Raw genomic sequence first — 14,350 nt, 5'->3', positions numbered from 1 at the left:
TGGCCTGGCGATCCAGCTCGCCGTAACTCAGGGTTTGAGCATCGAATTTCACCGCCACCGCGTCCGGGGTTTCCCGGGCGCGATCACCGACCAATTCGTGCACCAGGCGCTCGGCTGAAAAACCGGCGTCGGTCTGGTTCCACAGCTCAAGAATCTGCTGTTGCTCGTCCTCGCCCAGCAGGCTCAATTGGCTGATGGGCTGCTGTGGGTCGACCACCATTGCCCGCAACAGGTTCTGCCAGTGCCCGGCCATGCGTTCGATGGTCGCCACGGCGAACAGGTCGGTGGCATAACTCAGGGAGGCACGCAGGGCCGTCTGGCTTTCTTCCACATCCAGCGCCAGGTCGAACTGGGCCACGCCTTCGTCCAGATCCAGGACTTCCACGTGCAGGTCGGCCAGGCGATGCAGATGGCTGTCGGCAGCGCTCACACGGTGATTGAACAACACTTGGAACAACGGGCTCAGGCTCAGGCTGCGCTCCGGCTGCAATGCCTGCACAAGCTGTTCGAACGGCAGGTCCTGGTGAGCCTGGGCCTCCAGGGAACGCTGACGCACTTGATGCAGCAATTGCTCGGTGCTCATTTGCCCGTGAATATCGGCCTTGAGCACTTGGGTGTTGACGAAGAAGCCAATCAACCCCTCGGTTTCCAGGCGATTGCGGTTGGCAATCGGCATGCCCACGCGCACATCCTCCTGGCCGCTGTAGCGATGCAGCAACGCCTGGTAAGACGCCAGCAGCAGCATCGGCAGTGTGACGCCAGCGTGCTGCGCCAATGCGCGCAATCTGCCCAACAACTCAGGATGCAACTCGATACCCAAGCGTGCGCCGCGATGGCTTGGCTGTGCTGGGCGCGGGTGGTCGAACGGCAACTCCAGCACCGGTTGCTCGCCGCTCAATTGCTTACGCCAGTAGGCCAATTGACGCGCCTGCTCTGCGGCCTCCATCCAATCGCGCTGCCACACGGCATAATCGGCGTACTGGATCGGCAGCGCCGGCAATTGCACGTCCTGGCCTTGGCTGTTAGCGGCATACGCCTGCACCAGTTCCTCGACCATCAACTGCATCGACCAGCCGTCAGAGACGATGTGATGCTGCACCAGCACCAGCACATGGTCGTCCTCGGCCAGGCGCAGCAAGGTAACCCGCAGCAGCGGCCCACGCAGCAGGTCGAAAGGCTGGGCGACCACCTGCGCGACCCGCGCCTTGAGGCCGGCATAATCGCTGTCGACCTGCTCGATATCGACCCGGCTCTGGGCGTCAATGACTTGAACCGCGCCGGTGGCGTCCTGACGGAAATACGTGCGCAGGCTTTCATGGCGAGCCATCAAGCTATCGAAGCTCTCTTGCAGCGCGGTCAGGTCCAACGGCCCCTGCAAACGCAAGGCGCTGGGGATGTGATACGCGGCGCCGGCCGGGTCCAGTTGCCAGAGGAACCACTGGCGCTCCTGGGCATAAGACAGCGGTAGAGGTTGCGTGCGGTCGGCCTTGATCAGCGCAGGCGCGGTGACGCCCTCCTCGCCCAAGGCCCGCACGAAATCACCCAGCAGCGGCTGTTCGAACAAGGACTTGAGTGGGACTTCCAGCCCCAGGGCCTGACGCACCCGTGACACCACCCGCGTGGCCAGCAATGAATGCCCGCCCAACTCGAAGAAATGATCGTCGAGGCCCACCTGGGGTAATTCCAGTACCTCGGCCCAGATCGCCGCCACCTGCTGCTCACGCGGGGTGACGGGCGCCACATGATCCTTGAGCGACAGGCTGGCATCCGGTTTGGGCAGTGCCTTGCGGTCGAGCTTGCCGTTGGGGGTCAGCGGCAGGCTGTCGAGGAACAGCCACTGCGCGGGCACCATGTAGTCCGGCAAGCGCTCGCGCAGCGCGGTTTTATAGACCTGCGACGCCTGCGGCGCGGCGCTGACCAGGTAAGCGATCAGCCGGTCGTTATCGGCCAGCACCACGGCTTCGCGTACGCCGTCGAACTCACGCAAGCAGGCTTCGATTTCACCCAGTTCGATACGGAAACCCCGGACCTTGACCTGATGGTCGACACGGCCGATGTATTCCACCACGCCGTCGGCGCGATAGCGTGCCAGGTCGCCGGTACGGTACAGCCGTTCGCCCGGTGCCCCAAACGGGTTGGGCACGAAGCGCTCGGCGGTCAGCGCCGGCTGCCCGTGGTAACCCCGCGCCAGGCCCACACCGCCGATCAGCAGCTCACCGGACACACCTTGGGGGCATGGCGTGAGACCGGCATTGACGATGAACAAGCCGGTATTGGCGATGGGCCGTCCAACGAACGGCAATGCCTGATGCAAACGATGAGCCGCCGACCAGATGGTGGTTTCCGTCGGGCCATAGAGGTTCCACAGCGGGCCTTGCAGGTCGAGCATGCGCTGGGCCAAATCGACGGGCAGCGCTTCGCCACCGCACAGGCAGGCGATGCCACGCAGTGAATGAGCCCGTGGGCTGTCGAGCAACATGCGCCAGGTCGAAGGCGTGGCTTGCAGCACATTCGCCGCCTCACGCTGGGCCAGATCGAGGATCGCCTCGGGGTCGAGGGCCGTTGCCTGGGTGCTCAGCAACACGGTACCGCCGACACTCAGCGGCACATACAGCTCCAGGGCGAAGATGTCGAACGAGAAGGTGGTCAGCGACAACAGCCGCGCATCCTGGCCGATACTCAACGTGCCGGCCATGCCGCTGGTGAAGCTGCACAGCGCCTTGTGACGAACCATCACCCCTTTGGGCTTGCCAGTGGAGCCAGAGGTGTAAATCACGTAGGCCAGATGCTCCGGTGTCACGGCAACCTGAGGGTTGTGCTGCGCTGTGCCGGCATCCGCCACCATCAGCACCTGCACGCCGTGCGGCTGAGCCAGGTGCCCCAGCAGGTGCGGTTGCGTTAGCAATACCCGGGCGCCGCTGTCTTCAAGCATGTAGGCCAGGCGCTCTGCCGGAAACTGCGGGTCGAGCGGCACATAAGCGCCACCGGCCTTGAGGGTCGCGAGCAAGCCGACCGCCATGTCCAAGGAACGCTCCACGTGCACCGCCACCAGCACGTCCGGGCCGACGCCCATGTCGATCAGACGGTGGGCCAGCCGATTGGCGCGGCGGTTGAATTCGCCGTAGCTCAGGCGCTCGTCATTGAAGTGCAGCGCAATGGCGTCGGGTTGCGCCGCGGCCTGGGCCTCAAACAACTGGTGTACGCAGCGTTCGCGTGGGTAGTCGGTGTCGCTGCGGTTCCAGTCGTGCACCATTTGCTGCGATTGCGACGGGCTGAGCATCGCCAGGTCGTCCAAGGCCACCGAGGCATCCTGCAGGACCGCACGCAGCAGGTTTTGCCAATGCTCGGCCAGGCGTTCCGCGGTCGCCGCGTCAAACAGATCCGTGGCGTAAGTCAGCGAGGCCCAGAGACCGTCCACCGATTCCTCGGTTTCCAGGTTCAGGTCGAACTGCGTGCTGTGACCGGCCCAATCCACTGGCTGCAAAGTCAGGCCGGGCAATTGCACCGGGGCTGAACGCAGGCTGTCCTGGTGGTTGAACATTACTTGGAACAGCGGGTTATGGCTCAGGCTGCGCTCGGGCTGCAACACTTGCACGAGCTGCTCGAACGGCAGGTCCTGATGGGCCTGCGCCTCCAGGGCACGCAGCTTGACCTGGGCCAGCAACTGTTCGAACGGCATCTGCCCGTGCACGTCAGCTTGCAGCACCTGGGTGTTGACGAAAAAGCCCAGCAGTCGCTCGGTTTCGAAGCGATTACGGTTGGCGACCGGTACGCCGACACGTAGCTGTGACTGGCCGCTGTAGCGGTGCAGCAAGGTCTGGAATGAAGCCAGCAACAGCATGAACAGCGTCACGTCCTGACGCTGGGCCAGGGCCTTGAGTTCAGTCAACAGCACACGCTCCAGATGAATCTGGCGGCGCGCGCCACGATGGCTCTGCACTGCGGGGCGTGGATGGTCCAGGGGCAGGTCCAGCAGCGAATGTTCGTGACCCAGACGAGCGCACCAGTAATCGAGCTGGCGTTGTTGTTCCCCAGCCGCCATCCAGTCGCGCTGCCACTGGGCATAGTCGGCGTACTGGATCGGCAAGGCCGGCAAGCCTGCGTCGCCTTGGTACAGCGCCGCCCACTCGTCGATCATCACTTGCATCGACCAGCCGTCAGAGATGATGTGGTGCTGGGTGATGACCAGCACGTGGTGATCAGGCGCGACGATCAGCAACTTGACGCGCATCAGCGGGCCGTTGCGCAGGTCGAACGGGCGCTGGATCTCTTCAGTGACTGCCTGCTCGATAGCGCCGGCGTCGACCTTTTGTTGTTCAACCGGCACTGCCAGGCTTGGGTGGATGATTTGCACAGTGTGCTCGCCCGTCTCCACAAAGGTGGTGCGCAGCGGTTCATGGCGCTGCACCAGGGCCTCGACGGCGCGCTCCAGCGCCGCGATGTCGAGTCCACCGCGCAGGTGCAAGGCGGTGGGCACATGATAGGCCGTGCTGGTGGGGTCCAATTGCCAAAGAAACCACTGCCGTTCCTGAGCAAAGGACAACGCCAGCGGCTGGTCACGGCCAACTGCCTGGATCACGGGCGCCGTATCGACCTGCACGCCTGCGCAAGCCGCAGCAAAGGCTGCCAGCGTCGGCTGTTCGAACAGGGCCCGCAACGGCACTTCCAGCTTGAGGTCATGGCGCACCCGGGAGATGACTTGGGTGGCTAGCAAGGAATGGCCGCCGCGTTCGAAGAAGTGATCTTCCAGGCCAACCTGCTCGACCTGCAACACTGCTTGCCAGATCGCCGCCAACTGGATTTGCAATGGGCTTTGCGGTGCCACGTAGGCGGCGCTGGCCTGATTCAGGTCGGGGGTGGGCAGTGCGCGGCGGTCGAGCTTGCCGTTGTGGTTCAACGGCAAGGCATCGAGGACCACCCAATGGCCGGGCACCATGTAGTCCGGCAATGTCTGGCGCAAGCGTGTCGCCAGTGCCTGGGGCTCCAGCGCTTGGCCTTCGGCGGGCACCACGTACGCCACCAACTGCGCGCCGGTGGCGCTAGGCTGCGCAAGCACCGCGGCTTCTCGCACGTTGGGCAAGGCTTGCAGGCTGGCTTCGATTTCGCCCATTTCGATACGCAGACCACGAATCTTCACTTGATGGTCGATACGCCCGACGTACTCCAGCGCACCCGCCGCGTTGTAACGGGCCAGGTCGCCACTGCGATAAAGCCGCGCACCGGGCGTGGCGGAAAACGGGTCCGGCAAGAAGCGTTCGGCGGTCAGCGCCGGACGGTCGAAGTAGCGTTGCGCCAAGCCCACCTCGGCACCAATGCACAGCTCGCCCACGCCGTCGGTGGCCAACAGTTCGAAGCCGCTGTCGAGCACATACAGAGCGCGCCCGGCAATCGCCTGCCCTATTGGCACGCCGTAGGCGTCGGTGGCATCGGCCAATTGGCAGTCATGCACGCTGGAGACCACCGTGGCTTCGGTGGGCCCGTAGGTGTTGACCAGGCGCACATTGCCCAAGCCCGCGGCATGCCAGGCACGTATCCCTTCCACCGACATGGCTTCACCGCCCACATGCACCTGGCGCAGCTTTCCCAGGGAGCGACGGTGCTCGGCGCATTCCTGCGCCAACAGGTACCAATAGGCGGCGGGCAAATCGGCCAGGGTCACGCCCTGCTTGACGATTTCTTGCGCCAGTTGCCCGGCATCCCAGAGTTCATCGCCGCGCATGATCAGCGCGGCACCTGCACACAAGGGCGGGAAGCACTGTTCGACAAAGCCATCAAAACTGAAGGTCGCAAACTGCAACACGCGGTCCTCGGCGCTCAGTCGGCTGTACAGCGTGGCACTGTCGCAGAACTGGCCGAGGGCGGCATGGTCGATGGCCACGCCCTTGGGCTGGCCGGTGGAGCCGGAGGTGTAGATCACATAAGCCAGGTCAGCCGCCGCCGCGTGATTAGGCGGATTGGTCGCCGGGTAGCCGGTGAGTTCGTCGCCACTGGCGCTGAAATCCACGTGGGTCAGGCCTTGGGGTAAAGGCAGGTCGGCGAGCAAGCCGGTTTCGCTGAGCAGCAGGTCCAGGCGGCTGTCGGCGAGCATATAGGCCAAACGCTCAACCGGGTATTTAGGGTCCAGCGGTACGTAGGCCGCCCCGCTTTTGAGCACTGCCAGCAGGCTGACGATCAACTGCGGGCCACGCCGCGAAGCCAGGCCCACCCGTTGGCCGGGGCCGACACCCAGCGCCAACAGGCGATGGGCCAGGCGGTTGGCGCGCTGGTTCAACTGGGCGTAGCTCAAGCTGGCGTCACCGGCCTGAACAGCCAGGGCGTCTGGCGTCGCCTCGGCCTGGGCAGCGATACGCTGATGCACGCGTTCGTTGGCCTGGGGCGCTGCGGCCGAGCGGCTCAGGGCGAGCATCTGCCGTTGCGTGGGAGCGTCGAGAAGGCGCAGGTTGCCCAGCGGCATGTGAGCGTCTGCAAGCAATTGCGCCAGCAGGTGGTGCAGGTTGGCGCTCAGCTGCGCCACTTGCGCCTCGCTGAACTGGGCACGGTCATAGCTGAATTCCAGGCGTAGGCTGGCGCCCAGTTCGATGCCCAGGGTTAATGGATAGTGCGTGCGCTCATGGTTGTGCAGGCGACCGAAGGTCAGGCCGGCCGGTGCGCCTTGCTTGAGCGCCTCGGCGACTGGGAAGTTTTCGAACACCAGCAAGGTGTCGAACAGCGCGCCTTGCTGGCCGGCCCAGCCCTGGATGTCGTAGAGCGGCACATGTTCATGGTCGCGCAGGCTGAGGTTGAGCGCTTGCAGTTCGCTGAGCCACGTCGCGGCCGACTGGGCAGGCGAGGCTACGCTGATGATCGGCAAGGTGTTGATGAACAGGCCCAATTGCTGCTCGATCCCCGGCAGCGGCGCGGAACGCCCGGCCACCGTGGCACCGAAAGCGACGCAGTTCTGGCCGGTGTAGCGTTGCAGCAACAGGCTCCAAGCCCCTTGCAGCAGGGTATTGAGGGTGACTTTGTGCTGGCGTGCGAACTCGCCGAGGCGGCGGGTAAAGTCGCTCTCCAGTGCCACGTGGTGGTCCGCCATGCCCGCCCCGTCTATCGGCGTGCGCAGCGCTTGCGCCAGCAGGGTCGGCGCCGGCAATGCCGCCAGGGCGGTTTTCCAGAACGCTTCGCCCGAGGATTGTTGTTGCAGCCAGGCGAGGTAATCGCGGAACTGCCCGAGCGGCGCCGGCACTGCCTGCCCCGCATAGTGGGCGATGACTTCACCGAGCAACTGCGCGTTACTCCAGCCGTCCATGAGGATGTGGTGGCTGGTGAAGATAAAGTGCCAGGCCGCACCGGCACCGCGCACCAGCGTCAGGCGAAACAGCGGTGCGGCATTCAGGGCAAAACCACGTTCGCGTTCGGCCTGGGCCAGGGTGTCGAAATCGGCGTCGGGGTCTTCGATCACTTGCAATTGCAGGTCGACCTGGCGCTGGATCAGCTGATGAGCACTGTCCAGGCCCAGCCAATGGAAGCTGCTACGCAGGATGTCGTGGCGATCCAGTGCGGCCTGCCAGGCACGCCCGAAAGCGAGCAAATCAAGGCCGTCGATGTCGAGGCGCAACTGGTTGATGTAGGCCTGGGCCTCGGGTTCCAACAGGGTGTGGAACAGCATGCCTTGCTGCATCGGCGACAGCGGGTAAAGGTCGGCAATGGCCGGCCCGGCCACGGGCAAGGCATCCAGTTGCGGCTGGGTTAGGCGTGCCAGCGGGAAATCCGACGGGCTCACCTGGCCTGCCGGCGTGGCACAGCAATGCTCGATCAGCGCCTTGAGTTCGGCTGCGTATTCATCCGCCAGACGCTGCACAGTTGCCGCCTCGAACATCTCTCGACTGAAGCCCCATTGCAACGCCAGCTCACCGCCATACACCTGCCCTTCCACCGTCAACCAGTTGGCCAGCGGTGCTTCCAGGTCCTGGGCCTGCCCACTGCCCTGGGTGGCAGGAACTAACAGCGCCGACTCATTGAACTGGCGATCAAACTGGCCCAGGTAGTTGAAGGTGATGCGCGGCGCGGCCAGGATCGACAACGCTTCGCGGGTGTCAGGCGTGCCGAGGTAACGTAACAGGCCGTAGCCAATGCCTTTGTTCGGTACGGCGCGCAGTTGCTCCTTCACCGACTTGATCGCCGCCGACAGTTCCCCTTCGGCGTGCAGGCGCACCGGGTACAGGCTGGTGAACCAGCCGACGGTGCGGCTCAGGTCGATGTCGTCAAACAGGTCTTCCCGACCATGACCTTCCAATTGGATAAGCGCGGCAGGTTGCTCGCTCCAACGGCTGATCACCCGTGCCAGGGCGGTCAACAGCAAGTCGTTGACCTGGGTGCGGTAGGCCGCCGGCGCGTCTTGCAGCAGTCGGCGGGTGTGCTCGGCGTCGAGGCGCGTTTCCAGCTTGGCGCCCAGGCGGTTTTGCAAACCGCCCTCGGGGTGATCACACGGCAGTTCGGCGTCGATGGACTGAGCTCGCCAGTACGGCAGTTGCTCATCGAGGGTCTGCGCATGGCTGTGCAACTGTTGCGCCCAGTGCTGGTAGGCACTGGTTTTCGCCGGCAGTGCCTGTTCGCGGTAGGCCTGTTGCAGGTCTTCAAGCAGGATGCGCCACGACACGCCATCCACCACCAGGTGGTGGATCACCAGCAGCACACGCTGGCTGCCATCGGCCATGTTCACCAACGCGGCGCGCAGCAATGGGCCTTGGGCAAGGTCGAGGCTGCGCTGGGCTTCATCACACAGCGCCGCCAACTCGGCGTCGGTGCTGGCCTGGCATTGCCATAACAGTGGTTCGCTGACATAGGCGGTATGGCTCTGCTGCCAGCCGTCAGCCTGCTGCACAAAACGCAGGCGCAAGGCGTCGTGATGCTGGGTCAATCGCGCCAGCGCTGCCTCGAGGCGTGCAGGCTCAAGCACCTCGCCGGGCACCAGCAACAAGGATTGATTCCAGTGATGCCGCGCCGGGATCGGCTGGTCGAAAAAACTGTGTTGGATGGGCGTCAGCATGACCTCGCCGCTGACCGGGCCCTGGTCGATCAAGCTGACCTGCTCCAAGCGCGCCACCAGCGCCAGGCTACGAATGCTCTGGTACTGGAACAGGTCACGCGGGCTCAGGCGAATGCCGGCCTGACGGGCGCGGCTGACCACCTGGATGGAGATGATCGAATCGCCGCCCAGTTCGAAGAAGTTATCGTCCTGGCCGACCTGCTCAACGCCCAGCACGTCGCTCCAGATGGCGGCCAGGGCCGTTTGCAGGTCGCCTTGTGGCGCCACAAACGCCTGTTGCAATGCCGCATCCGGCACTGGCAACGCCTTGCGGTCGAGCTTGCCGTTGGCGGTCACCGGCAGCTTGGGCAGCGCAATGAAATGCGTCGGCACCATGTATTCCGGCAAGCTGCTGAGCAACCAGGCTTTGAGGTCCGTTGGCGCCTCGCCCTCGTGCACCAGATAGGCGACCAACTGCTTGCTGCCATGTACCAGCACCACGGCTTCGCGCACGTGTGGATGCTGCATCAGGCGTGCTTCGATTTCGCCCAGCTCGATACGCAAGCCGCGCAACTTGACCTGATGATCGAGACGGCCGAGGTATTCGATCACCCCATCGGCGCGTTGGCGCACACGGTCACCGGTGCGATACAGGCGCTCGCCCGTCACGAACGGGCTAGGCACAAAACGTTCGGCGGTCAGGGCCGGGCGCCGGTGGTAATTGCGCGCCAGGCCGACGCCGCCCAGGTAGAGTTCGCCGCTGACGCCAGCCGGCACCGGGTTGAGTTGTGCGTCCAGCACGTAGGTGCCGAGGTTGGCGATCGGGCGGCCGATGGGCACGCTGTCGGCGCCTTCGTCGATGCAGGTCCAGTGCGTGACGTCGATGGCCGCCTCGGTCGGGCCATAGAGGTTGTACAGCGCCGCAGTCGGCAACTTGGCGAACACTTGCTGTTGCGCATCCAGGGGCAAGGCTTCGCCGCTACAGACGATACGCGTAAGGCTTGCGCACGCCTGTACGCCCGGTTCATGGATGAACGCCTGCAGCATCGAGGGTACAAAGTGCAAGGTGGTGATGGCGTGCCGGCCAATGGTGTCAATCAGGCGCGCCGGTTCACGGTGCTCCCCAGGCGCCGCCACCACCAGGCGTGCGCCGGTCATCAGCGGCCAGAAGAACTCCCACACCGACACGTCGAAGCTGAACGGGGTTTTCTGCAACACGGCGTCATTGGCACCCAGGCCATACGCCTGCTGCATCCAGCTCAAGCGGTTGACCAAGGCGCGATGACTGTTGCCGGCGCCTTTGGGCTTGCCGGTGGAGCCCGAGGTGTAGATCACGTAGGCCAGGTTCAGGGCATGCAAGGCCACGTTCGGCGACTCGCTGCTGTAGCCGTCGAGCCATAGCGCCGGATGGTCCAGAGCAATCACCTGGATACCGGCGACGGGCAGCGACGCCAGCAGGCTCTGCTGGCTGAGCAGCAGTTGTATGCCGCTGTCTTCGATCATGTAGGCCAGGCGTTCCTGGGGATACTCAGGGTCGAGGGGCACGTAGGCGCCACCGGCCTTGAGAATCGCCAGCAGGCCAACCACCATTTCGATGGAGCGCTCGATGCAGATCCCCACCAGCACGTCCGGCCCTACGCCCTGCCCGCCCAAGGCATGGGCCAACTGGTTGGCGCGTGCATCCAGCTGCGCGTAGGTCAAGGTGGTGGTACCGAACACCAGTGCCGGTGCATCGGGGCTGCGCCGCGCCTGGTCTTCGATCAGGTGATGAACCCCGCGCTCGGTCGGGTAGGCCTCGGCGGTCTGGTTCCAGGTGTGAACCAGCCGTTGCTGTTCACCCGCATCGAGCATGGGCAATTCGCCGATGCGCTGTTCGCCATCGAGCACCATGGCCTGCAGCAGGCGGGTCCAGTGCCGGGCCATGCGCTCGATGGTGGGCGTATCGAACAAGTCATTGGCGTAGGTCAGCGCGGCATGCAGGGTGCCGGACTTTTCGTAGGTGTCCAGGGTCAGGTCGAACTGGGTGGTGCGGCCTTGCCACTCCACCAGGGCCAATTCCAGCCCCGATGCGGTACTGACCGAGGCGATGTCGGCGACTACCGGCTGATGGTTATACATCACCTGGAACAGCGGCGTGTGGCTCAGGCTGCGCTCGATTTTCAGCGCTTCCACCAGACGTTCGAAGGGCAACTCCTGATGAGCCTGGGCGCCCAGGGCGTGCTCCTTGATCCCTTGCAGCAACTCGGCAACCCGGGTTTGCCCGCTCAATTCGGTGCGCAACACCTGGGTGTTGACGAAGAACCCGATCAGCCCCTCGACTTCGGTGCGATTGCGATTGGCAATCGGCACACCGACGCGGATATCGCCCTGGCCGGTATAGCGGTGCAGCAGCACATTGAAGGCACCGAGCAGCAGCATGAACAGAGTGACATTGTGTTTTTGCGCGCAACTGCGCAGTTGCGCGGCCAGCGCCGGCTCAATCGCGAAGTTATGCCGTGTGCCCTGGTAGCTGGGCATGGCCGGGCGCGGGTGGTCGGTGGGCAGTTCCAGTACCGGATGCTCATCACCCAAGCGGGCCTGCCAGTACTCCAACTGACGCGCCTGCTCGCCCGCTTCCAGCCAGCGGCGCTGCCACAGGGCGTAGTCGCTGTATTGGATGGGCAGCGCCGGCAGTTGGGGCGCTTCGTTGCGCTCATGGGCGTCATAGCAACGGATGAACTCGTCGATCAGCACATTCATCGACCAACCGTCGGAGACGATGTGGTGCAGGGTCAGCAGCAACACGTGCTCCTGCTCGGCAAGCTTGAGCAGTTGCACGCGCAGCAGTGGCCCGTGTTCCAGGTCGAACGGCAACAGCGATTGACGGGTGGCGGCGGCGTTGACGGCCTGCTCCCGTGCATCAAAGGCCAAGGCGGTGAAGTCCAGGTGCTCGACGGTCACCGACGGCTCCACCGCCACCTGCGCCAGCCGCTCATCGGCCTGACGCTGGAACACCGTGCGCAGGGTTTCGTGACGCGCCACCAGGCTGGCGAACGCTTGCTCCAGCGCTGGCAGGCTCAACACGCCACTTAAACGCACCGCGCCGGGCAAATTGTAGGCGCCGCTGGCCGGGTCCAACTGCCATAGAAACCACATGCGCTGCTGCGCGTAGGACAGCGCCTGGCGGTCCTCCACCTCCACCCCTGCCGGAATCGGAAACCTTGAAAAATCCACGCCTTCTTTCTGCAAGGCCTGCAGGAACAGTTGGCGTTTTTCCAGGGGCAGCCCGATAAACCGGCGAGCAAGTTTCAAGGAGTCTTCAGCATTCATTTCTTGGAATCCGGGGCAATAGGCGGGAAGCACAAAGGCACGTCGTCCCTATAAAACGAACCGGGCGGGGAAAAATTAGCGGGGGGATGGGTGGCGCCGAGGGAGCTGTCATCAGGGGTTACATCAATCCCCGGGAAGCAACGCGAACCTGAGCTAGGATTGACGAACACCACTTTTTGCAACTACATTTAGTTACACGCAGGGAACGCCGTGTCCAAAAATGAAAAGCTGCTCGCCAAACTGCTCAATGAGCACATGGCATTTACCTGGTCTGAGCTCGTCACGTTATTACGCCGATTGGGATACACACAGATTGAAGGGACCGGAAGCCGGGTCAAGTTCGACATGGGCGACCCCAGTGCAATGATCACCCTGCACAAGCCTCACCCCGGCAACGAACTGAAACACTACATTCGGCGCCAGATCATCGAACAATTGAAATCAGGAGAACTGATTCAGTGAACAACCAACTGAAACACAAAGGCTACATCGGCTCCATCGAAGCCAGCCTCGAGGACAACTGCCTGTTTGGTAAAATCCTGTTCATCAAGGCATTGGTGAGCTATGAAGGCAAAACTGTGGCTGAACTGGACGCAGCCTTCCGTGGCGCGGTGGATGATTATCTCGCTACCTGCCAGAGCCTGGGGCACACGCCGGAGAAACCGTGCAAAGGTTCATTCAACGTACGCGTCGGGCATGACTTGCATTTGGCCGCTGCCCTGGCGGCAAACCGTAAGAAAGTGACATTGAATGATCTTACGCGTCAGGCGCTGAACGAGTTTCTGCAGCATCATTACCCAGAGCCATGCCCAACGATTGACTGACTAGCCCAACCGCCGGTAACCCAATACCGCCGAGCCCGCTACCACCGCCCCCGCTGCCAGGGCCACCCAGAACCCGCTGGTGGCACCAAAATGGTCGATCATCCACCCCGAACTGGCGGCGCCAATGGCCACGCCGATGCTCAGGCCGGTGATCAGCCAGGTCATGCCTTCGGTCAGGCGGCTGGCCGGGACGATCTGCTCCACCATGGCCATCGACACAATCAAGGTGGGCGCGAAGAACAACCCGGAGATAAAGATGGCAGCGGCCAAGCCGGGAATATTGCTCACCAGCAGCAAGGGCAAGGTGGTCAACGCCGTGGCTACGCCGCAGTACAGGAACTGGCGTGGCAACGGTGCCTTGAATTTGAGGGCACCGAAGGCCAACCCGGCCAGGCACGAACCAATGGCATACACCGACAGCACGATACTCGCCGCCGCCGGCTGGCCCTGATGCTGGGCGAAGGCCACGCTGACCACATCCACCACGCCGACAATCACGCCCATGGCCAGCAGCAGAATCATCAGGATCAATACCGACGGCGAAGCAATCAGCCAGCGACCGTGCGCGCCCTGATGCGCGTGTACCGGTGGCTCGGTTTGCCGTTGCAGCACAAAGGTGGTGACGCCCACCGCCAGCAACAGCGCCGCCACCAAGGGCCCGGCTTCTGGAAACACCGCCACGCTCAACCCCACCGATATGGGCGGGCCGATGATGAAGCACACCTCATCGAGTACCGACTCCAGGGCAAACGCGGTTTGCAGCCTGGGCTGGCCACGGTACAACTCGGTCCAGCGCGCCCGCACCATAGCGGACATATTGGGCATGCAGCCCGCCAGCGCGGCGAACAGAAACAGCGTCCAATTCGGCGCCTGCAACCGCGTACACAGCAGCAACATCAGTAGCGCCCCGCCGCCGATCAGCGCGGCAATTGGCAGCACCCTGCCCTGGCTGTAGCGGTCCACCCAACGTGACACTTGCGGCGCGCAAATCGCCGTGGCCAGGGCAAACACCGCCGCCACCGAACCGGCCAGGCCATAGCCGCCATGCACCTGGGACAGCATGGTGATCAGGCCGATGCCAGTCATGGATATCGGCATGCGTGCCAGCATGCCCGCGAGCACAAAGGCCCGGGCACCGGGGGCCTGGAATAATTCGGCGTAGGGGTTCGCCATGACGTTAATGCCTTCTTTCCTTCAAGTTGCGCAGCTTTTT

Annotated in this window: 4 protein-coding genes; 2 read left to right on the top strand and 2 right to left on the bottom strand. The window is 63.6% G+C overall.

Going from position 1 to position 14,350, the window contains the following annotated elements; translation table 11 throughout:
- Positions 1-12,313 (bottom strand): non-ribosomal peptide synthase/polyketide synthase (locus tag MF6394_RS23050; RefSeq protein WP_078467636.1); only part of this gene is annotated, 12,313 nt, incomplete at its 3' end.
- A 210-nt stretch (positions 12,314-12,523) separates the two neighbouring features.
- Here MF6394_RS23050 and MF6394_RS23045 point away from each other — a divergent pair.
- Both MF6394_RS23045 and MF6394_RS23040 read left to right on the top strand, forming a co-directional pair.
- Complete coding sequence (locus MF6394_RS23045; RefSeq protein ID WP_078467635.1) at positions 12,524-12,775, top strand: type II toxin-antitoxin system HicA family toxin; 252 nt, start codon at positions 12,524-12,526, stop codon at positions 12,773-12,775.
- Entirely contained in the window at positions 12,772-13,137 is a 366-nt protein-coding gene (locus MF6394_RS23040; protein ID WP_078467634.1) for a type II toxin-antitoxin system HicB family antitoxin, read from the top strand. The genes MF6394_RS23045 and MF6394_RS23040 overlap by 4 nt, the downstream gene beginning before the upstream one ends.
- Here the strand turns inward: MF6394_RS23040 and MF6394_RS23035 are convergent, their stop codons facing one another.
- Complete coding sequence (locus MF6394_RS23035) at positions 13,138-14,310, bottom strand: MFS transporter (RefSeq protein WP_044274503.1); 1,173 nt, start codon at positions 14,308-14,310, stop codon at positions 13,138-13,140. It lies immediately after the preceding gene.
- Between the last annotated feature and the right edge of the window lie 40 nt (positions 14,311-14,350).

This window comes from Pseudomonas sp. MF6394 (genome assembly GCF_002018845.1).
GTDB lineage: Bacteria > Pseudomonadota > Gammaproteobacteria > Pseudomonadales > Pseudomonadaceae > Aquipseudomonas > Aquipseudomonas lactis.
Note: the sequence above shows the minus strand (reverse complement) of the source record. Positions and strands in the feature narration are given on the sequence as shown.

What these genes read in the sequence shown, in the direction of transcription:
- MF6394_RS23035 (WP_044274503.1), bottom strand. Translation starts at nt 14,310, where the DNA reads ATGGCGAACCCCTACGCCGAATTATTCCAGGCCCCCGGTGCCCGGGCC.